The organism is Algihabitans sp., from assembly GCF_965226985.1.
GTDB lineage: Bacteria > Pseudomonadota > Alphaproteobacteria > Kiloniellales > DSM-21159 > Algihabitans.
This window is the reverse complement of the sequence record NZ_OZ245712.1, coordinates 3,373,585-3,393,441: the sequence shown is the minus strand read 5'-3', so window position 1 is coordinate 3,393,441 and position 19,857 is coordinate 3,373,585. Positions and strand designations below refer to the sequence as shown.

General features: G+C 66.0%; 16 protein-coding genes. 6 read left to right on the top strand and 10 right to left on the bottom strand.

The genetic code is table 11. The features are described from left to right. Positions 1 to 3: 3 nt before the first annotated feature. Positions 4 to 240, top strand: a complete 237-nt coding sequence (locus tag ACO054_RS15490; RefSeq protein ID WP_421707490.1) for a FeoC-like transcriptional regulator — start codon at positions 4 to 6, stop codon at positions 238 to 240. On the opposite strand, the gene ACO054_RS15485 is transcribed toward ACO054_RS15490, so the two are convergent. The 3 genes from ACO054_RS15485 to ACO054_RS15475 are packed head-to-tail and all read right to left on the bottom strand — an operon-like array spanning position 237 to position 4,086. Beyond that, a complete protein-coding gene (locus ACO054_RS15485) occupies positions 237 to 1,748 on the bottom strand; it encodes an aldehyde dehydrogenase family protein (RefSeq protein WP_421707489.1) in 1,512 nt (503 codons plus the stop codon). The two genes, ACO054_RS15490 and ACO054_RS15485, sit on opposite strands and share 4 nt — an antisense overlap. Beyond that, on the bottom strand, positions 1,745 to 2,614 hold the full coding sequence (locus ACO054_RS15480; RefSeq protein ID WP_421707488.1) for an NAD(P)-dependent oxidoreductase: 870 nt from the start codon (positions 2,612 to 2,614) through the stop codon (positions 1,745 to 1,747). The genes ACO054_RS15485 and ACO054_RS15480 overlap by 4 nt, the downstream gene beginning before the upstream one ends. Then, positions 2,614 to 4,086, bottom strand: a complete 1,473-nt coding sequence (locus ACO054_RS15475) for an N-acyl-D-amino-acid deacylase family protein (RefSeq protein ID WP_421707487.1) — start codon at positions 4,084 to 4,086, stop codon at positions 2,614 to 2,616. Before ACO054_RS15475 ends, ACO054_RS15480 begins: the two co-directional genes overlap by 1 nt. A 119-nt stretch (positions 4,087 to 4,205) precedes the next feature. On the opposite strand from ACO054_RS15475, the gene ACO054_RS15470 reads away from it, so the two are divergent. After that, positions 4,206 to 5,465 carry an amidase gene (locus tag ACO054_RS15470; protein ID WP_421707486.1) on the top strand — a complete coding sequence of 420 codons (1,260 nt, stop codon included), beginning with the start codon at positions 4,206 to 4,208 and terminating at the stop codon, positions 5,463 to 5,465. Positions 5,466 to 5,545: 80 nt separating this feature from the next. Here ACO054_RS15470 and ACO054_RS15465 read toward each other — a convergent pair whose 3' ends face one another. Both ACO054_RS15465 and ACO054_RS15460 read right to left on the bottom strand, forming a co-directional pair. Continuing rightward, entirely contained in the window at positions 5,546 to 6,508 is a 963-nt protein-coding gene (locus ACO054_RS15465; protein ID WP_421707485.1) for an N-carbamoyl-D-amino-acid hydrolase, read from the bottom strand. Between the two features lie 43 nt (positions 6,509 to 6,551). Then, positions 6,552 to 7,808 carry a diaminopropionate ammonia-lyase gene (locus ACO054_RS15460; RefSeq protein WP_421707484.1) on the bottom strand — a complete coding sequence of 419 codons (1,257 nt, stop codon included), beginning with the start codon at positions 7,806 to 7,808 and terminating at the stop codon, positions 6,552 to 6,554. Positions 7,809 to 8,236: 428 nt separating this feature from the next. Between ACO054_RS15460 and ACO054_RS15455 the strand changes: the two genes are divergently transcribed. Genes ACO054_RS15455 through ACO054_RS15440 form a run of 4 tightly spaced genes read left to right on the top strand, consistent with a single transcriptional unit; the run spans position 8,237 to position 13,363 of the window. Further along, a complete protein-coding gene (locus ACO054_RS15455) occupies positions 8,237 to 9,835 on the top strand; it encodes an ABC transporter substrate-binding protein (RefSeq protein ID WP_421707483.1) in 1,599 nt (532 codons plus the stop codon). A gap of 30 nt (positions 9,836 to 9,865) precedes the next feature. Continuing rightward, positions 9,866 to 10,807 carry an ABC transporter permease gene (locus ACO054_RS15450; protein ID WP_421707482.1) on the top strand — a complete coding sequence of 314 codons (942 nt, stop codon included), beginning with the start codon at positions 9,866 to 9,868 and terminating at the stop codon, positions 10,805 to 10,807. Then, the gene (locus ACO054_RS15445; RefSeq protein WP_421707481.1) at positions 10,804 to 11,691 is read left to right on the top strand and encodes an ABC transporter permease; all 888 of its coding nucleotides are present in this window, start codon (positions 10,804 to 10,806) and stop codon (positions 11,689 to 11,691) included. Before ACO054_RS15450 ends, ACO054_RS15445 begins: the two co-directional genes overlap by 4 nt. 10 nt (positions 11,692 to 11,701) lie before the next feature. Beyond that, a complete protein-coding gene (locus tag ACO054_RS15440; protein ID WP_421707480.1) occupies positions 11,702 to 13,363 on the top strand; it encodes a dipeptide ABC transporter ATP-binding protein in 1,662 nt (553 codons plus the stop codon). 144 nt (positions 13,364 to 13,507) lie between these two features. Here ACO054_RS15440 and ACO054_RS15435 read toward each other — a convergent pair whose 3' ends face one another. The 5 genes from ACO054_RS15435 to ACO054_RS15415 form a co-directional block, all read right to left on the bottom strand. Next, on the bottom strand, positions 13,508 to 14,572 hold the full coding sequence (locus ACO054_RS15435) for an NAD-dependent epimerase/dehydratase family protein (protein WP_421707479.1): 1,065 nt from the start codon (positions 14,570 to 14,572) through the stop codon (positions 13,508 to 13,510). 24 nt (positions 14,573 to 14,596) lie between these two features. After that, a complete protein-coding gene (locus ACO054_RS15430) occupies positions 14,597 to 15,772 on the bottom strand; it encodes a hypothetical protein (protein WP_421707478.1) in 1,176 nt (391 codons plus the stop codon). 56 nt (positions 15,773 to 15,828) lie between these two features. Further along, entirely contained in the window at positions 15,829 to 16,935 is a 1,107-nt protein-coding gene (locus ACO054_RS15425) for a sulfotransferase family protein (protein ID WP_421707477.1), read from the bottom strand. Positions 16,936 to 17,251: 316 nt separating this feature from the next. Beyond that, positions 17,252 to 19,150, bottom strand: a complete 1,899-nt coding sequence (locus tag ACO054_RS15420; protein ID WP_421707476.1) for a V-type ATP synthase subunit A — start codon at positions 19,148 to 19,150, stop codon at positions 17,252 to 17,254. Continuing rightward, positions 19,147 to 19,845, bottom strand: a complete 699-nt coding sequence (locus tag ACO054_RS15415; protein ID WP_421707475.1) for a hypothetical protein — start codon at positions 19,843 to 19,845, stop codon at positions 19,147 to 19,149. Before ACO054_RS15415 ends, ACO054_RS15420 begins: the two co-directional genes overlap by 4 nt. Positions 19,846 to 19,857: the final 12 nt, after the last annotated feature.

Here is a 19,857-nt window from a genome sequence, read left to right as displayed (position 1 = left end):
GCGATGCTGGCCAACCTGCGCGATCATTTGAGACAAAGCAGGCCCTGCACCTTGAGTGAGATCGCGGCGCATCTCGATATCGAGCCGGGAACCGCCGAGGGACTGCTGGAGGTTCTGGTCCATCGGGGTGATGCCCTACGCGAACCCTTCACAAGTCACTGCGGCGGTTGCGGCGGTGCCTGCAGTGGGGCCTGCGATCTTCAGAGCCTAGCGATCTATCGCGCCAGAAGAGAGACCTAGTCTCCGGCATAGCCGAAGGGCTGTGGCGCCGCCGTATCCGTCTCCACCCAGACGCTTTTGGGCTGCGTATATTCCAGCAGGCCTTCGTAACCGCTGGAGCGCCCGTAGCCCGAGCCCTGCATGCCGCCGAAGGGTGACATGACGGAGAGCGTGCGGTAGCCGTTGATCCAGAAGCTCCCGGCGCGCACGGCGGCGGCCACCCGATGCGCCCGCCCGACGTCGGCGGTCCAGACGGCGCCGGCGAGATCGAAGGGGCTGTCGTTGGCCAGGGCCAAGGCTTCCTCCTCCTCGTCGAACAGCAGGCAGGACAGCACCGGGCCGAAGATCTCCTCCCGCGCCACGGCCATCTCTGCCGTGACGCCGCTCAGGACGGTCGGTGCGTAGAAGTAGCCCTCTCCGGCATCCAGTGGCTTGCCGCCGCCGGCCATCACCTCTGCACCGGCCGCGCGTCCGGCCGTCACCATCTCTTCGACGCGCGCGAACTGCTGCGCGTTGTTGATCGGTCCTACCTCGGTGGTTTCCTCCAGCGGTAGGCCGACCTTCAAACGTCCGGCACCTCCGGCAACCAAGTCCAGTAGAGGTTCGGCGACACTGCGATGGACGAGCAGCCGCGAACCGGCGGTGCAGCTCTGGCCGGCGGCCGCGAAGCAGGCGGCCTGGGCGCCCTTGGCAGCGCGTGTGAGATCGGCGTCCGGAAAAACGATATTGGCCGACTTGCCGCCCAGTTCCAGCAGGCAGGGCCGGAGATTGCGCGCCGCCGTCTCCGCGATCGCGCGGCCCGTCGCGGGCGAGCCGACGAAGACGGTCTTGGCGACGCGCGGATCGGAGACGAGCGCATGGCCCGCCGTGCCGCCCAGGCCGGCGAGCACGTTGACGGCGCCGCTCGGCAGGCCCGCCTCATGCAGCAGCAACCCGAGACAGACGGAGGTTACGGGCGTCAGCTCACTGGGTTTCAGGACAACGGCGTTGCCCGCCGCCAGGGCCGGCGCCAGTTGCCAACCGGCGGTGAAGATCGGCGCGTTCCAGGGCGTGATCTGCGCCACGACGCCCAGCGCCTCGCGACGGGTGTAGTTCAGGTGACTGGTCGGCACGGGAATCACGTCGCCGTGCAGCTTGTCGGCCCAGCCTGCGTAGTAGTCGAACATCTCCGCGACCTTGAGCACTTCAGCTCGTGTGTCGCGGATCGGCTTACCGGCGACGATGGCCTCCAGAACGGCCAAGCTCTCGGCACGCTGGCGGACCAGTTCGCCCATGCGCCAGAGGACGCGGCCCCGGGCGCTGGCCGTGACCGATTGCCAGGCGACCTTTCCGTGCGCGGCAGCCTCCAGGGCCTGATGCGCACCGTCGGCGCCGCAGTCGGGATAGTCGAACAGCGGCTTTGCAGTGGCTGGATCGACGACCTGGACTTTCGCTCCGCCGCCTGGCAGCAGCTCTCCGCCGATCAGGCTGCCGAAGCGCTCCGGTGCGCCGAACCAGATCGAGAGGTGTTTGTCCAGAAGGCCGCTCATTTCCGGCTAAACTCCTTCGCGTAAGTCACCATGCGATTGAAATCCTCATCGTCAGAGACGGCGTTCTGCGACTCTCCCCAGATCGCAGCGGCTGCCTGCGCCATTGGAGGAGACAGGCCGGCTTCCTTCGCCAGCTTGAGGGCGATGCCGACGTCCTTGCGCATCAGGCCCATGGAGAAGCCGGAATCGAAATCGCCGGAGAGCACCCAGCGCGGCAGGTTGACTTCGGTCACGCCGCTCCGCCCCGAACCGATATTGAGCGCGGCCAGTAACGCCTCGGGCGAGAGGCCGCCGGCTTCGGCAAGGGCCAGCGCTTCGCCGGCGAGGGTGAGGTGGGCCGCGCAGAGCAGGTTGTTGACCAGCTTGGTAACGTTTCCCGTGCCCGGTCCGCCGCAGCGCACAACCTGTCTGGACAGGGCGGTCAGAAGGGGTTCGGCGCGGTCGAGGTCGGCTGGGCTTCCGCCTGCCATGACCAGCAGGTGTGCGTTGCGGGCGCCGCTCGGTCCGCCGGAGACCGGCGCATCCACGTAGCCGAGACCTTTGGCCGCCAGTTCGCTCTGCAGTCGTCGTGTAGAGGCCGGCTCTGCGGTCGAAGTATCGATGATCAGGCTGCCGGCTGCCAGGGCGGGTGCGGCTTCGGCCACAACCTTCTCCACGATCTCCGACGTCGGCAGAGACAGCAGCAGGGTTTCGTTCCCGGCCGCGAGGTCGGTCACCGTGTCGGCGCTCGGCGAGAAGGCCGCCCGACGTGCCTCCGCCGCGTCGAAACCGGTGACCGCGAAGCCCGCCGCTTCCAAAGTCCGCGCCATCGGCAGGCCCATGTTGCCGAGGCCGATGAGGCCGACCCTGCGGGTCGCCTCCGTCATCAAGCCGCGCTCGGCACGGTCAAGGACTGCAGGCGCAGGGCGCGGCCGGGTCGCGCGCCGGTCGTGGCGCCGTCGCGCCAGACGCTGCGGCCGTTCACCCAGACCTCCCGGATGCCGCGCGCCGGTGTCTTGGGCGCGTCGAAGGTCGCGGCGTCGATGATTTCCTCCGGGTCGAAGAGCACCAGATCCGCCGCCGCCCCGACGGCGAGCCGGCCCCTGTCGGTCAGGCCGAACTCCGAAGCCGGAAGTCCGGTCATCTTGCGCACCGCCTCCTCCAGGCTGAAGAGCCCAAGGTCCCGACTGTAGTGGCCCAGCACGCGCGGGAAGGTGCCCCAGAGCCTAGGGTGCGGGTGGGAGTCGTGCGGCAGCCCGTCGGAGCCGACCATGCTGTGGGGAAAGGCCAGGATGCGCTGCACGTCGGCCTCGTCCATCATAAAGAAGATGCCGCCGGCGGGTGTCAGTCGGGCGACCGCCTCCTCTACGGCCACACCCCAATCGGCGGCGATGTCCTCCAGGTCGCGGCCCGCCGCCTCGGGGTGGGGGATCGACCAACTGACGACCACTCTGCTGGCGTCGGCCAGGCAATCTGCGTCCAGCATCGTCGAGCCCGCGACGTAGGGATAGACATCCAGGCCGACGTGCTGCTTCTCGCGGGTTGCCCCGATCAGCTTCAAGGTCTCGGCGGAGCGGCCGTAGTTGGCCTGACCGGCGCACTTGTGGTGGGAGATGACGACCGGTACCTGCGCTTCCCGCCCGATGCGGAAGGTCTCCTCCAGAGACTCGGTGACGTGATCGGCTTCGTCGCGCATGTGGGTCGTGTGCAGCGCCTTGGCCTGACGTAAGGCCTTGGCCAGTTCGATGACCTCCTCGGTCGGGGCCGCCGTGGCGGGGGGATAGAACAGGCCGGTCGAGAGCCCGATAGCGCCGGCCTCCAGACTCTCCTCCAGCTTGCCGCGCATCGCCGCCACTTCCGCTGAGGTGGCCGGCCGGTCGAGACTGTCGAGCGCGCCGGCCCGCAGACTGGAGTGACCGACCTGGGCCAGGGCGTTGGTGGCGGGCGGTTCGCGGTCGAGAAAAGACAGGTAGTCCGCGAAATCGGCGAAGAAGCCGGCCGGGTCTTCGCAGATCAGGTCGAGCGGTGGCGGGGGGCGGCGGTCGATTGCCAGGGGGGCCAGGCTGACGCCGCAGTTGCCCGTGACCACGGTGGTCACCCCCTGGCTGACCTTGCAGTCCATGCCCGGATTGGCGATCAGGGCGCGGTCGTCGTGTGTGTGCACATCGATGAAGCCCGGCGCGAGCGCCTTGCCGCCGGCATCGACGTCGGTGGCGCCTGTCCAGCCATCGAGCGTACCGAGGGCGACGATCCGGTCATCGCGAACCGCCAGGCTACCGTGCCGCGCCGCGGCGCCCGAGCCGTCGATCAGCGTGGCGTTGCGGATCAACAGATCGGCCCGATTGGAGTCTCGACTCATGCTTTGCACGCTCCCATCGACTTTCGCGAAGATGCTGTGAGGATCTGGAGGATAGCCCGCTTGCGTCGCCGCTCGCTAGGTTAAGAGGAGCGGATCGGATACATCTTAAGGAGAGTCGGATGGAGTTGGCGGATCGGACGGCGGGCTGGGTGCTTGCGGAAACCCAGGCCGGGCGACTGAAGCAGGGCGACTACCTGGACGCCTGCCTGGACAGGATCGCGGCGCGCGAACCTGAGGTCAAAGCCTGGGTCTGCCTGGATGCGGAGGCGGCCCGGACGGCAGCGGGGGCCTCAGCCGGCCTGCTGGCGGGAATGCCACTGGGTGTGAAGGACGTCTTCGACACGCTCGACTGGCCGACCAGCTACGGCTCGCCGCTCTACGCCGGGCACCGCCCCGGCCAGGACGCGGCCGCCGTGGCGCTGGCACGTGCGGCCGGTTGCGTGCTGCCCGGCAAGACCGTGACCACGGAGTTCGCCTACTTTCATCCCGGGCCGACCGCCAATCCGCACAATACCGACCACACACCCGGCGGTTCCTCCAGCGGGTCCGCTGCAGCGGTCGGCGCGGGTATGGTGCCCTTCGCGCTCGGCACCCAGACCGCTGGCTCGGTGATCCGTCCGGCCGCCTTTTGCGGTGTGGTCGGCTACAAGCCGACCTTCGGCACGATCGCGACCTTCGGCGTGAAACAGTTCGCCTGGTCGCTCGACACGGTCGGGGTCTTCGCGCGGGATTTGGCCGACGCCGCCCTGCTGGCGGAAGTACTTTCTGGTCTGTTGCTGCGTCCGTCCGGCGAGACGGGCAGCCCCCGGATCGGCCTCTACAAGGCTGCGCTCTGGTCGTCCCCCAGCGAGGCCATGGCAGTGACGCTGGAAAAGGTGGCCGCCGTGGCCGAGGCGGCAGGTGCGCAGGTCACGGAGGTTATACTGCCGGACGTCTGTGCTTCTTTGTTCGAGGATCAGAAGCTGATCATGGCCTACGAAGGTGCACGGTCCCTGGCGCATGAACGTCGCGGCAAGCGCGAGGCGCTCAGCACGCCGCTGCTTGAGCTGACCGATGCCGGCGCGCGCGTCGACCCGAACGACTATCTGCAGGCTCGGGCGCGTAGCAGACAGGCCAGGGCGGCGCTCGCGGCACTGTTCCAGGACGTCGATGTCCTGCTCACGCCATCGGCGCCCGGTGCCGCACCGCGCGGCTTGGCGGCCACTGGCGATCCGGCCTTCAATCGGGCCTGGACACTGCTCGGGCAGCCCTGCGTAACGCTGCCGGCAGGACGCGATCCCTCGGGCCTGCCGCTCGGCGTGCAGCTGGTCGGCGGCTTCGACGACGACGCCCGGCTGCTTGCCGCCGCCGCTTGGCTGGAGCGCGTCCTGGCGGCTTAGAGCGCGATCGTCTCAGGTGGAAGCGTTTGGCTTCCACCTGAGACGTGAATCGCCCTCTAAATCTTATGATGAGAGCAGGCCTACTCGGCGGCCTTCGGCCGATCCTGCCGAGGTCCCTTGGTCTCCACGATCAGCCGATAGTGCTCGGGCTCGCGGTGGCGTGCGAAATCGAAGACGCTTTGCTTGTAGGACAGGCCGAGGTCCAGGTCGCAGGCGGCCGTGATCAACTCGTCCTCCTCGGTCACCGCGACGGCCACGGTCTCGCCCGTCGGCGCGATGATCTGGGTGCCGCCGATCATCGGCACACCCTCCTCGTTGCCGGCCTTGGCCACACCGACGACCCAGGTGGCGTTCTGGTAGGCGCCGGCTTGCATCACGAGCTGGTTGTGGAACCAGCCGAGACGGTCATGCTCCGGCGCGGGCGGGTTGTGGACGGGGGTATTGTAGCCCAGCAGCACCATCTCCACGCCCTGCAGGCCCATTACCCGATAGGTCTCGGGCCAGCGGCGGTCGTTACAGATGCACAGGCCGATGCGGCCGCCCAGCCCGTCGAAGACGGGAAAGCCCAGGTCGCCGGTTTCGAAGTAGCGTTTTTCCAGGTGCTGGAAGGCGCGCCAGGGTTCGTTTTCAGCATGTCCGGGAAGATGGATCTTCCGATACTTGCCAAGAATTCGGCCCTGCTTGTCGACCAGGATGGAACTGTTGAAACGGCGGAGTCTGCCGCCGTCCTCAGTCAGTTCCGCATAGCCCAGGCTGAAGGCCAGACCGAGCCGCTTGGCCTCGTCGAACAGAGGCTGTGTGTCCGGGCCCGGCATCTCCCGTTCGAAAAAGGCATCGACCTTTGCCTGATCTTCCATGAACCAGCGCGGAAAGAAGGTGGTCAAAGCCAGCTCCGGGAAAACCACCAGGTCGCAGCCGCGCAAGGCCGCCTCGCGCAGATGGGAGATCAGGCGTTCGACGACCTGGGCTCGGGTCTCGGCCAAGGCGATCGGCCCCAACTGGGCGGCGCCGACCGTGACGATGCGGGACGCGGATTGGGTCATGACGGACTCTCCTCTCGTAGCGGCGGCCAGGTTTTATGAGCAGTCATCCGGCCGAAACCGCATGGCGCACGTCGTCGCCCGAGCGCCCGACGATCTCGCTGTAGAGCGATGGGTCGGTATCTCCCTCGCTGCCGAACAGCAGAACCCGGCTGTCTGGACCGAGGCCGAGGCTCTCGCGTACCGCCGGCCGGGCCAGCGCACCGACCGTGGCGCAGAGTCCGGCGACGGCGGACTCGCCGGCGACCAGCGGAGGATCGCCGTCGCAGCCCTCAGCAAGCAACCGCATGGCTTCGCGTGCCGCGCTGTCGGTGACGGTCATGAAGGCGCGCGCACCTTCGTCCAGGATATCCCAGGCAAGCAGCGAGGTCTCGCCGCAGGCCAGGCCGGCCATGATGGTGTCCAACGCCCCTTCTACATGACTTGCCTGGCCGTTCCGCACGCTGGCCAGCAGGCAGGCGGCCCGGTCCGGCTCGACGGCGATGAAGCTGGGGCGCCGCGTTTCCAGCGTCTCCCAAAGGTGCGCGCAGATAGCGGCCGCCATGCCGCCGACTCCGGCCTGGACCAGAACATGGGTCGGCAGGGAGGTGCCGCACTGGGTCAAGGCCTCTTCGGCCATCAGGGCATAGCCCTGCATCACGTCGCGAGGGATCTCCAGGTAGCCGGGATAGGAGGTGTCGGACACCACGGTCCAGCCTTCGGCCTCGGCCTGACGCGCCGCTTCCCGAACGGCTTCGTCGTAGGTGCCCGGCACACGCCGCACCTCGGCTCCGTAGCGGGCGATGGCGTCGACGCGGCCTTGGCTGACGGTGGCGTGCACGAAGATCACGCAACGACAGCCGAAGGTCTGTGCGCCCCAGGCGACCGAGCGCCCGTGGTTGCCGTCGGTCGCGCAGCAGACCGTAGTGTCCGAAACCAGATCTGCTTGCTCGCCCTCCAGGATTGCCGCTGTCGAGGGGAGCGTGGCGCTGCTTTCCGCAATGCGGTGCTTCAGCAGGCGCAGGACAGCATAGGCGCCGCCCAGCGCCTTGAAGCTGCCGAGGCCGAAGCGGCCCGACTCGTCCTTGTAGCGGATCTCGCCCAGGCCGAGCCGTTTCGCCAGGCCCGGCAGAGCGATCAAAGGAGTGGGGCGGTAGCCCCGCCAGCCCGCGATTTCTGCTCGGGCGACTTCGAAGGCCGCCCGGTTCATGACGGCACTCTGGCGCACACCGTAAGGCTGTAGGGCCGCGTAGTTGGGATTGACCGCGATCTCCAGAGCCTCGCGGGCGATGGCGTCGAGGCAAGTGCTTTGCAGATCCGTCATGAAGCAGGGGCCGCCGGTTTTGAGGGAGAAGGAGAACGAGGACGAGACGACTCACGAAGCCGCATTCCCGAGCTCCGGTCAACCGTCCGAATCGGAGCGCCCGGGGCCCCTCGGAACCGGCCGACTACTGGATACAATACAGGCATGTTAGGCACGCAATAGACAGACTGTCTGATTTTTCAGCAGTCTGTCTGTGGTGCCTCTTGCCTGAGGTTCGCGTTCTCGGTGTGGCCAGGGTCTCTTTGGCCACGCGCCATGCGGGCTTTTTCCGAGATTTGGGACTTCGGACTCGCATCCGTCGGGCGACTGGCACAGGATTTGAAAGTTAAGCTCAGGACCTCGGGTGATCCGAAAAACAAAACGATAGCGCTGTCACACAGTGTGCCGGTCACCGGGTGAGGTTCCAAAAGACAACCAGGAGGCTCTCGATGGCGAGTATCACAAGGCGAAGCTTCGGCGTTCTGACCGCTGCGGCCGTAGCGCTCGGCGCCGCGGTGGGACTGACCGCACAGGCGGCACAGGCCGAGACGGTTCTGCGGGTCATTCCGCATGCCGATCTTAAGAACGTCGATCCCATTTGGACGACGGCCTACATCACCCGTAACCACGGTTACATGGTCTACGACACGCTCTTTGCGATGGACGAGAACCTGGAGCCGCAGCCTCAGATGGTCGATACCTGGGAGGTCAGCGAGGACGGCCTCACCTGGAGCTTCGTGCTACGTGACGGTCTGATGTGGCATGATGGCACCCCGGTCACCGCCGAAGACTGCGTGGCATCCCTCAAGCGGTGGGGTGCCCGCGACGGCATGGGGCAGAAGCTGATGGACGTGGTGGCCTCGCTGGAGGCGACCGACGAGAAGACCATCGTGCTGACGCTGTCGGAGCCTTACGGACTGGTTCTGGAATCGATCGGCAAGATCAGCTCCAACGTGCCCTTCATGATGCCGAAGCGCCTCGCGGACACCGATCCCTTCGAGCAGGTGTCGGAGATCGTCGGCTCCGGACCCTTCATGTTCTCGCAGGAGGATTGGGTTCCGGGCTCGAAGGTCGTCTATCTGCGAAACGAGAACTACACCCCGCGCGAAGAGGCGCCCAGTGCCGCCGCCGGTGGGAAGATCGCCGAGGTGGACCGCGTGGAATGGCTCTACATTCCGGACCAGACCACCGCGCTGAACGCCTTGCTGAACGGCGAGGTCGACTACTGGGAGGCGCCGCCGGTCGATCTGGTGCCGATCCTGCAGCAGAACAGCGACATCGTCGTCGAGGTTCTCGACCCCCTGGGCAACCAGGGCATGCTGCGGATGAACCACCTGCACCCGCCCTTCGATAACGAGAAGGTTCGTCAGGCCGTGGTCGCCGCCGTCAATCAGGAAACCTACATGCAGGCGGCGATCGGCAATCCCGAGTACTTCAAGGTCTGTACGTCGCTTTATGCCTGCGGCTCTCCGCTGGAGACGACGGCCGGGGCCGACCTGCTGGTCAATCCCAGCAAGGAGACGGCGATGAAGCTGCTGGAGGAGGGCGGCTACGACGGAACACCCGTCGTCGTGCTGCAGGCCACCGACATTCCGGTCCTGAACGCCGCCAGCCTCGTGACCGCCCAGACCCTGCGCGACATCGGTATGGAGGTGGAGCTTCAGGCGATGGACTGGGCGACTCTGACCTCGCGCCGTGCGAATCAGGACCCGGTCGCGGACGGCGGCTGGAACATCTTCCACACCTGGTGGATCGGCGGCGACATTTCGAACCCCGTCACTCACACCGGACTCTCCACCGGCGGGACCGAGCGGGCCTGGTTCGGCTGGCCGGACGACCCCAAGCTGGAGGAGCTGCGCGACGCCTTCTCGAAAGAGACCGATCCCGACGTGCAGAAGTCTCTGGCGGACGAGGTTCACGCCCGGGCTCTGCAGGTGGTCACGCACGCCAACTTCGGCACCTGGTTCATCCCGGTGGCCTACAGGTCGAACGTGTCCGGTTTGATCAAGTCGCCCGTCCAGTTCTTCTGGAACGTCTCCAAGAACTAGACCGCTTGCGAAGAGAGAGCTGATCACCCGATGTTCGGTTTCATCGCCCGACGGCTTCTGGCCACCATCCCCGTCATGGGGGTGGTGGCGCTCTTCGTCTTTCTCATGCTGCATCTCAGTCCCGGCGATCCGGCCACCGTGATCGCCGGCGACTACGCCAGTCCGGCCGATATCGAGCGCATTCGCGCCAAGCTTGGGCTGGATCAGCCCATTCACATTCAGTTCGGAACCTGGGTCTGGACCCTGTTGCAGGGTGACCTGGGCATCTCGATCTTCTCCAACCTGCCGGTCACCACGCTGATCGCGCAGCGGCTCGAGCCGACGCTGATGCTGGCCGTGAGCACCCTGATCGTCACGATCCTGGTGGCGGTGCCGATGGGCGTGATCGCCGCCTGGAAGGCGGGCACCTGGATCGACCGAAGCATCATGATCTTTGCCGTGGTCGGTTTCTCGATCCCGGTCTTCGTGCTCGGCTATATCCTGATCTACTTCATCTCATTGAAGCTGGGCCTTCTGCCGGTCCAGGGCTATCGGCCGATCTCGGAGGGCTTCGTGCCCTTCCTAAGATCGATCACCCTGCCAGCGCTGACTCTCAGCGTGATCTACATCGCCTTGATCGCGCGCATCACCCGCGCCTCCATGCTGGAGGTGCTGGACGAAGACTACGTGCGGACCGCGCGGGCGAAGGGGCAGCTCGAGTGGAAGGTGCTGATCGTCCATGCCCTGCGCAATGCGGCAGTGCCCATCGTCACCATCATCGGTATCGGGATCGCGCTGCTGATCGGCGGCGTCGTGGTGACGGAGAGCGTTTACAACATTCCCGGTCTCGGCCGGTTGGTGCTGGATGCGATCCTGAAGCGCGACTATCCGATCATTCAAGGCCTGATCCTGATGTTCAGCTTCGTCTACATCCTGATCAACCTGGCGATCGACATTCTCTATACGTTGATCGACCCGAGGATCCGCTATTGACCCTGCTGATCGAACGCGACTCTGTTCAGGGCGGTTTTCGCGCCCGCGCCGCTGCGCTGCGGCGACAGGTCTTCCAGCGTTATCCGACCATCGGTATCGGCGGCGGTCTGCTTGTCTTTATGGTCTTCATCGCGGTCTTCGCCCCGGTGGTGGCCCCCACCGACCCCATCGCGCTCAACCCTATCGAGCGGTTGAAGGCGCCTGGCGCTGAGTACTGGTTCGGCACCGACATGTTCGGACGCGACATCTACAGCCGTACGGTCTACGGCACGCGCATCTCGCTGATCGTAGGTTTGTCGGCCGCCGCGCTCAGCGTCTTCTTCGGTCTGATCATCGGTCTGATCGCCGGCTACATCCGCCTGCTCGACGCCATTCTGATGCGGGTGATGGACGGCCTGATGGCCATTCCCGGCATCTTGCTGGCGATTGCGCTGGTCTCGCTGTCCGGCGCCAGTCTGGTCACCGTGACGATCGCCATCACCATCCCGGAGATTCCCCGGGTCGTACGGCTGGTCCGCGCGATGGTGCTTTCGGTGCGCGAGGAACCCTATGTCGAAGCGGCCATCGCCAGCGGGACGCCGCTGCCGAAGATCTTGCTGCGCCACGTCCTGCCGAACACCGTGCCGCCTCTGATCGTGCAGGCCACCTACGTCTGCGCCTCGGCGATGCTGCTCGAGGCGTTGCTGTCTTTCGTCGGCGCGGGTACGCCGCCAGAGGTGCCGAGTTGGGGCAACATCATGGCTGAGGGCCGGGCCTACTTCCAGCTGACGCCTTGGATCATCTTCTTTCCCGGCATCGCTTTGGCCGTGACCGTGCTGGCCGTCAACATCCTGGGCGACGGCCTGCGCGATACGCTCGACCCGCGCATCGCGAAGAAAATGTGAGATCTCCGGTATGATCGGCGAACAGCCTGTTTTGGAGTTGGACGGCCTCTCGGTCACGCTGCCGGCCGGCGCGGATCGGCCTTACGCGGTCGAAGACGTCTCCTTTGCCGTGCACAAGCAGGAGATCCTCTGCGTGGTCGGCGAGTCCGGTTCCGGGAAATCGGTGACTGCGCACACGGTTATGGGACTGCTGCCGCGCAAGCAACTCAATCCCGTCAAGGGCGCCATTCGGCTGCTCGGCGAGGATCTGTTGGAGAAGACGCCGCAGGAGCTGCGCGACCTGCGCGGTGCGCGCATGTCGATGATCTTTCAGGAGCCGATGACGGCCCTGAACCCCGTTCATCGCGTCGGCAGGCAGATCGAGGAAGTGCTGCGCATCCATAGCGATCTGTCGGAGAAGCAGCGTGTCGCCCGCGTCTTGGAGGTCATGGACGCGGTTCGTCTGCCCGATCCGCAGAAGCTGCGCCACAGCTATCCTCACCAGCTGTCCGGCGGTCAGCGGCAGAGAATCATGATCGCGGCGGCCCTGGCGCTGGAGCCGGCGCTGCTGATCGCCGACGAACCGACGACGGCGCTGGACGTCACTACCCAGGCCCAGATCCTGAAGCTAATCAAGGACATTCAGCGCGAGCACGACACGGGCGTGCTTTTCATCACTCACGATTTCGGCGTGGTCGCCGACATTGCGGACCGCGTGGTGGTCATGCAGACCGGCAAAGTGGTGGAGGAGGGGCCGACGGAGCGTCTGCTCAAGTCTCCCGAACACCCCTACACACGCATGCTGATCTCCTCCGTTCCCAGCCTCACGCCGCGGCATCGTGAGACGGCGGAGAAGAACCGGATCGTGCTCTCGACCCGCGATCTCAACAAGGTTTACGGCGGCGGCGGTTTCTTCCAGAAGGCGCGCGAGGTCCATGCTGCCAAAGACGTGACCCTGGATGTGCGTCGTGGCGAGACCTTGGGGATCGTCGGCGAGTCCGGTTCCGGCAAGTCGACCGTTGCCCGTTGCATCGTCCGCCTGATCGATCCGACCGGCGGGCAGATCTTCGTCGACGACGACGACATCGCGCTCCTGCCGACGCGTCTGTTGCGGCGTCATCGTCGCCGCGTCCAGATCGTCTTTCAGGATCCCTATCGTTCCCTGAATCCCCGGCGCACCGTCGGCCAGTCCATCGTGGAAGGCCCGATGAATTTCGGCCTGTCGCGGAAGGAGGCTTGGGAGCGTGCCGGCGACCTCATGAATCTGGTGGGCCTCGAGCCCAAGGCGGTGGAGCGCTATCCCCATCAGTTCTCCGGCGGACAGCGTCAGAGGATCTGCATCGCCCGTGCGCTGGCCATGGAGCCCGAGGTCCTTGTCGCGGACGAGGCCGTCTCGGCTCTCGACGTGTCCGTCCAGGCGCAGGTCCTGGACTTGTTAGACGACGTGCGCGAGCGGTTCCATCTCGCGATGCTGTTCATTACCCACGATCTGCGGGTCGCGGCACAGGTCTGCGACAGCGTGGCGGTCATGCATCGCGGCGTCGTGGTCGAGGCCGGCCGGACGGTGGATCTCTTCGCCGATCCTCAGCACGCCTACACCAAGAGTCTCTTCGAGGCGGCGCCTGGCCGAACCTGGTCCTTCGGCGAATTCGAGAACAGCCCGGACGAGGCTCCGGCCCTATCCCAAGGTTAGAGCGCGCTCTAGAGCGCGATCGTGTTTGACGGAAGCGCCTTCGCTTCCGTCAAACACGTGAATCGCACTCTAAACTTATGATGAGAGTAGGATTCACGCCTTAGGTGGGATCGCCAAAGCGATTCAACCTAAGGCGATCCTGCTCTAGCGCGTGCGGCCTCCGTCGCTCGTCCGTAGCCAGTCGACAATCGTCTGTAAGGACTCGTCGAGCGGCCGCAGGGCGAGGTCCAAGGCCTCCGCCGATTGCCGGAATGGGAGACTCAATGGACGGCCGGCCATTCGCACGCCCTCCAGCGTGGCACGCGGGGGCTGCCGCGTGATGTGGTCGGCAAGCAGCTCCGACACCCAGGCGACGGCCAGCGCGACGCGGGGCGGGAGAGAGCGTCGCGGCATGGGCACGCCGCTGACCGCGCCCAGGCGGTCGAGAAAGGCCGAGAAACGAAGGGGAGGATGACCGAGGACGTAGCGGTGGCCTCGCTTCCCCCGTTCGGCGGCGCGGATCAGACCCTGCGCCAAGTCGCGGACATCTATGAAGCTGACGTCGAAGTCGAGGTAGGCCGGGGTGCGCCGCTCCAGAAGATCGCGGATCATCACCGTCGGCGGCGTTAGATGCCAGTCCTCGGCGCCGATCGGCAGGCTCGGACTGACGATCGTGACCGGCACACCGTCGCGTGCGGCGGCGGTGGCGGCGCGCTCAGCCGCCAGTTTGGAACGTGCATAGGGGCCTGGCATGGCCGAAGGGGTCAGCGTCTGCCGGTCGTCGTCCGGTGAGAGTGTCGCGACCTCGCCGAACGGCAGGATCGCCGCGCTGGAGGTGTGGACGATGCTGCGGACCTTGGCCGCTGCCGCCGCCTGCAGGACCAGGCGGGTTCCCTGGTGATTGATCTGGTCAAAGGCTGCCTTGTCTGCGCGCCAGAGACTGGGATCGCCGGCGATGTGGAAGACACGCTCGACACCCTCGACGGCCCGGGCCACGGCAACCGGATCGGTCACCGATCCGACCAGCGATTCCACGGCGGGCACAAGTGGTTCGCCGTATGGCGTCTCGCTGGGGTTGGCGATATCCAGGATTCGCACGTTCCTGCCTTCGCGCCGCAACTCCTGGACCAGATGCCGTCCGATGAAGCCATGGCCGCCGGTCACCAGATCCAGTTTCAGGCGCGCCTGCGTCTCTGCTCTGGCGGCGTCTCTCAGCGTCGCGTCAGACATGGCTCGTCTCGAACACCGTTAGTCTCAGTCCTGGCCGGGGTCCTGGCACCAAGCCAAACCTGTGGCCGTTACGGATCCGACGACCAGACCGGCGGGGCTCTGCGCGGCCACCGTTCCGGCCGACAGCAGACGGCCCTGCGGGTCCAGCCACTCCAGTTGCGCCTCGGCGTCTTCGGCGTCGCCAGTGGCCAGCCGGTCGACCCGTGTGCCGGAGCTGCCTAGCCGCAGCCAGGGCGCGCGATGTACCGCGAGACGCAGCAGTGACGGGTGCTGCGTGACCAGCAAGTCGCCATCGGCGGTCAGGGTCAGATTGTCGGGGCTCGCCGGGAGCGGAACCCGCATAGCGGACGACATGTTATCCCCGCCGGTCTCTGCGGCCTCCGCCGAGGCGATTTCGATTGGAAGGCGCAGCAATCGCTGGCCGCGCGTCTCGGCCACCCAGACGGCTTCGTCGCCGATTGCGATGCCGTTGGCGAAACGAAGGCCCGTGACGAGCGGCGTTACCTGCAGCTCGTCGGATCCCTCGCCGACTTCTGGGTCGGGAAGCGAGAGGCGGACGACGGAACCGGCGGGCGGCCCGAACACCAGTTCGCGCCAATTCGCAACTCGGCCGCAGGCGGCGGTGTCGAGCGTGACCAAAGCGGTCTGTCCGTCGATCGCGGCGAGATCGTTGGCCTGGCAGAACCTGGAGTCGTCGATCCGGACGATGTGACTGAGGTGCTCGTCGCGCAGGTCGAAGACATCGATGGCGGTCGAGGACTGCAGGCTGCCGCCGGCCTGGTTGACGGCGAAAACGCGGACGGAGCCGTCTTCGCCGGCAATCGCATCGATCCCGTGTGGGCGAAAGACCGGGAAGATCTCCTGGGTCAGGTTCCTGGCGGCGACCGGTCGGCTTCCGTCGATCCCGGCAAGGTTTGTCCAGTCGGGAGGCAGACGATAGAGCCCGCTCGGCGAGGCATCCCCGCTACTGGCAAAATTCCAGCGATCCTGTGCGGACAGCAGCAGGGAGCCGTCGGGCAGCGTCACCAGATCCTCGATCCCCCGCAAGGGCTCTCCTGTCGCGGCGTCGGTCACGGTCAGGGGGCTGCAGAACCCGGCCAGTCGTCCACTGGTCTCCGGCGAGCTTAAAAGGCGCGGCTCCACGACGGCAGCGAAAGCCAGCGCGCCCGTTGCGGCTGTCAGCGCGAGCGTCCAAGCCAACCTTCGCAACTTCGGCCGGCGCCGGGCCGCAACCGCCGAAGTGTCCGACTGGCTCGTCAAGCGGCCGCCTCTGCTGGGCGGGGCGCCGGAATCGGGAAGTTCCAGTGGGCAATGGTTTCGGCGCAGGCCTCCGACACCCGTTCGATCGTTCCCGCGTCGAGTGCGAAACTGTTCTTCCGATAGCCATCGACCGATTTCAGATAGGCCGCAAAACGCGGTTCCGTCTCCGCGAAGCCCGGCAGATTCAGCGTTTCGTAGACGTGTTGCATGGCCCCCATCGGATCGGACTCCAGAGCGTCGAAGCGCACCTCGACCAGGTCGCCCGCCGGTATCTCTGCGCTGGCGGAGCGGTAGTCGCGCATCATCCTCGTGTGAGTCTTCAAGATGAAATCTTCGATATCTATGTGATTATAGTCGGCGAGAGCGAATTGGGGTAGCAACTTGGCGTAGAAGTTTCGCATGGAAACGAAGACTTCGAAGGGATTCCGCACGGCATGGATGAACTTGGCGCCCGGATAAAGGGCCTTTAGCCGGTCGATCCGCCCCGTGTAGGCCGGATTCTTGATCAGGAGCTGTTTGCGCCCCTGCTGTATCCAGACCTTCCGCAGGAAGTAGTCCAGAGCCTCCTGCCAGGCTTCGATCTCCGCCGGTTCGGCGCCGTCGAAGAAGACGGCCCGGCGGAAGGTCGCCTCGAACCGCCGTGGGAAGTAGAGCGCATGGTAAAGCGACAGGGTCGTCATGTTCGCCAGCGGAACTTCGTCTTCCTGCGGCGACTGCGGTGTGACCGGGATGTTATCGATGAAGCGTCGCTTCGGGAGCATGCGCTCGAGCAAGGGTTTCAGACCGGCCGCGAGGCCCGCCTGATCCCACGGCAAGCCCGCCGCCAAGGGGGTGACGTAGCCGAAGTCGCCCTGACTCAGGGTGTTGTAGAGGTGGGTCGTGCCGCTGCGCCAGTGGCCGACGATGAAGACGGGCTGGATCCGACCGCGCGCCCGCCCGAGCTTCCGGGCCTGAACTGCCTGCTCCGCGAGCGACAGCGGCCAGCGCAAACCGGTCGAGACCAACAGCAGCGCCAGCATCGGCAGACGCGCCGAGGGCACGCCGCCGCCCTGCCGGGCAGCCTTCAGGAGAACATGAGGGGCGCTTCCGAAAAGGGGATGCATGGAACCTCTGATGTCGCCGGCCGAAGCGGTCGGACGGTCTGGGCGTTCATTGCGCGCAATCGAGCTTGTCGAGCAACAGCCGTCATGGACGCTTCGGCTCGGGTTCGCCTCGCATTCGCCGGCCTTTCAACATGCGCTTGGTCCGGCCGAGACCGCCCCACGTCCGCTCGAAAGCTTTCGTAAAGCTTTCATATGGTCTACGGCCGAGGGCACGCAAGGGAAGACCCGCAACCCTAAGTCGTCGGGTCTATCGGTCTGTTTGGGACTACGGTGGCGGCTGCGGTTTGCGGCAGCCCCTGGGCGGGTCGCCGTCCCTTCAGGGCGCCGTCGCGGCTATCGCGTCGATCTGCTTCAGCAGGTCCGCATGATCGGGCGAGTCCGGGGCCGCGTAGTTGAAGTTCTTGAAGAGCCCCGTCAGGCGCGTGAAGTAGGCGCGTGCCTGTTCCTTGTCCGTGAAGCCGTAGGCGCGGGTGACATGACCGTAGATCTTGTCGAAGGTCAGCCGCTGCCGGTCGAGGGGTACGGAGGCGTCGACGGGATCGAAGGCATCCTGTTGCAGGTAGACCATGTCCAGGAACAGGGCCTTCTGGTGGATCACGAAGTCCTCCAGTGTCACGCCTTCCTCGCCCGTCACCTGCATCATCTGCATGACCGCTTCGCCGCGTTGGAGCAGATCCTGCATCTCCTCGACACGGCCGGTCCAGCCGGCCCCCATCTGTTCGTCGAACCAGGTCTTGAGCTGGCCGAGATAGCGCGACCAGGACAACAGCGGATCGACTGCCGGATAGAAGCGCTTATAGGCGCGCTCCGCCGACAGCCCGAGGAAGCATTTAACCGTCGCGAGCGTCGACTGAGTGACCGGCTCGTCGAAATTGCCGCCGGCCGGCGAGACCGTGCCGATCATGGTCAAGCTGCCGACCGATCCGTCGTTCGTCTCGATGACGCCGGCGCGCTCGTAGACCCCCTTGATCGAGGACTCGAGGTAGGCCGGGAAGCCCTCCTCACCGGGAATCTCCTCCAGCCGGCCCGAGGTTTCGCGCATCGCCTGGGCCCAGCGTGAGGTCGAATCCGCGATCAGCAGCACATCGTAGCCCATCTGGCGGTAATACTCACCCAGGGTGATCCCGGTGTAGATCGAGGCCTCGCGGGCCGCGACGGGCATGGAGGAGGTGTTGCAGACGATCACGGTTCGATCCATCAGCGTCCCACCCATCTTCGGGTCGGTCATCTTCGGGAACTCGTTGATGGTCTCCACCACCTCGCCCGCGCGCTCGCCACAGGCGACGACGATCACCACGTCCACCGAGGAGTGGCGTGAGATCAGGCTCTGCAGCACGGTCTTGCCGGCGCCGAAAGGTCCGGGAATGCAGGCCGTGCCGCCGCGCGCGATCGGGAAGAAGGTATCGATCAGACGTTGGGTCGTAATCACCGGTTCGTTGGGGTAGAGCCGTCGCGACAGGCTGCGTTTGAGCAGACCGCCGGTCAGCGACCGGCGAACCGGCCATTTCTGGGACAGACGAACGCTGCGTTCGCGTCCGGAGGCGTCCTCGAGACGCGCCACGACTTGATGAACGGTGAAGTTGCCCTCCTGGATCCAGGCGACGCGGAAACTGCCGGGCCAGCCGAAGGGCACCATGATCTTGTGGGTGAAGCGTCCTTCCTGAACGCTTCCCAGGGTATCTCCGGCCACGACCTCGGTGCCGCTCGTGACGCTCGGGACGAAGGACCACTTCTGCGTCGTCTCCAGAGAGGGAACCTCGACGCCGCGCGGCAGGAAAATGCCGTAGCGGGCGGCGACTTTCGGCAGGGGCGCCTGCAGTCCGTCGTAGACCTGTCCCAACAGCCCCGGCCCCAGTTCGACCGATAGCATCTCGCCGCTCTGCTCGACGGCATCCCCGACGGCCACGCCCTGAGTACTTTCGTAGACCTGCGCATCGGCCGTCGCGCCGCGGACGCGCAGGATCTCGGCCTTAAGGCGCTCCTGCTCACCACGGTCGTTCCGGGCGCTCGGCCGAATATGGATCACCTCGTTCTTGATCAGATGCCCGACCTGTCCCTCGTCGGTTTCGGCCACTTCGATCTCCACGAGGTCGTCCTGGACCGCGACGATGCGGGCCGTTGCCGGGCGGTCGTCTGGTGACGACGTCTCCGCCGATCGTTTCCCGGCCCTTTGGCTCTCCTCCGGTTCGGTCGTCTTCGAGGGGCTGGCCGTCATGGGGCGTCTCCATCAAAGGACAGCGCGGCATAGTCGGCCAGACCAGCCTCTGTCAGATCGTCGAAACGTCGGGTAGCGGCTTCGCCGTTGTAGGCGGACCAGCGGTCGACGATGGTCCACTTCAGAACGTAGATCACCACGGCCTCGAAATCGAACGCGTGACCACCTTCCAGGCGTGTCAGCCGCTTGTAGGCCTCGCCGAGCAGCAGGCGCTCCAGCGCGATGCTGTCGTTCTGTCTCAGGAGCCGATCCGCCTCGCGCAGCCAGGGAAAGACGCCTTCAAGCGCGAAGGCGGGATCCCTCCAGTTGCGCGCGATATGACCGGTCCAGCGCCCGAACCCCCAGGCAAGGCCCGCCGGCGGCGCGGGCTCACCGCGCAAGCGGCGGCGCAGGGCCGCGACGGCGGTGCGGATCTCCAGCCTGTCGCGAACGAGGAACTGCAGAGTGTCGTTGTCGAGACGGGAGAGCGCCGCGCGTCCACGGTCGATCACCAGCTCGTCGGAAACGCCCATGGCAAGCCTGCGCCAGTGCAGCACGTCCTCCACCAGCCTCAGCATCTCCCGTTCCTCGGCAGAAAGAACGCGCAGCCGCAGGTCGAGCTTCAGCCGCGACAGGGGGGGCTGTTTCGCCAGGAACAGCGGTCCTGGTTTCGGCAGGCTGGACATCAGCATGACGTAGGCGTCCGAGGTGTTCACCCTGTATCGGCC

What these genes read in the sequence shown, in the direction of transcription:
- ACO054_RS15490 (WP_421707490.1), top strand. Translation starts at nt 4, where the DNA reads ATGCTGGCCAACCTGCGCGATCATTTGAGACAAAGCAGGCCCTGCACC.
- ACO054_RS15485 (WP_421707489.1), bottom strand. Translation starts at nt 1,748, where the DNA reads ATGAGCGGCCTTCTGGACAAACACCTCTCGATCTGGTTCGGCGCACCG.
- ACO054_RS15480 (WP_421707488.1), bottom strand. Translation starts at nt 2,614, where the DNA reads ATGACGGAGGCGACCCGCAGGGTCGGCCTCATCGGCCTCGGCAACATG.
- ACO054_RS15475 (WP_421707487.1), bottom strand. Translation starts at nt 4,086, where the DNA reads ATGAGTCGAGACTCCAATCGGGCCGATCTGTTGATCCGCAACGCCACG.
- ACO054_RS15470 (WP_421707486.1), top strand. Translation starts at nt 4,206, where the DNA reads ATGGAGTTGGCGGATCGGACGGCGGGCTGGGTGCTTGCGGAAACCCAG.
- ACO054_RS15465 (WP_421707485.1), bottom strand. Translation starts at nt 6,508, where the DNA reads ATGACCCAATCCGCGTCCCGCATCGTCACGGTCGGCGCCGCCCAGTTG.
- ACO054_RS15460 (WP_421707484.1), bottom strand. Translation starts at nt 7,808, where the DNA reads ATGACGGATCTGCAAAGCACTTGCCTCGACGCCATCGCCCGCGAGGCT.
- ACO054_RS15455 (WP_421707483.1), top strand. Translation starts at nt 8,237, where the DNA reads ATGGCGAGTATCACAAGGCGAAGCTTCGGCGTTCTGACCGCTGCGGCC.
- ACO054_RS15450 (WP_421707482.1), top strand. Translation starts at nt 9,866, where the DNA reads ATGTTCGGTTTCATCGCCCGACGGCTTCTGGCCACCATCCCCGTCATG.
- ACO054_RS15440 (WP_421707480.1), top strand. Translation starts at nt 11,702, where the DNA reads ATGATCGGCGAACAGCCTGTTTTGGAGTTGGACGGCCTCTCGGTCACG.
- ACO054_RS15435 (WP_421707479.1), bottom strand. Translation starts at nt 14,572, where the DNA reads ATGTCTGACGCGACGCTGAGAGACGCCGCCAGAGCAGAGACGCAGGCG.
- ACO054_RS15425 (WP_421707477.1), bottom strand. Translation starts at nt 16,935, where the DNA reads ATGCATCCCCTTTTCGGAAGCGCCCCTCATGTTCTCCTGAAGGCTGCC.
- ACO054_RS15420 (WP_421707476.1), bottom strand. Translation starts at nt 19,150, where the DNA reads ATGACGGCCAGCCCCTCGAAGACGACCGAACCGGAGGAGAGCCAAAGG.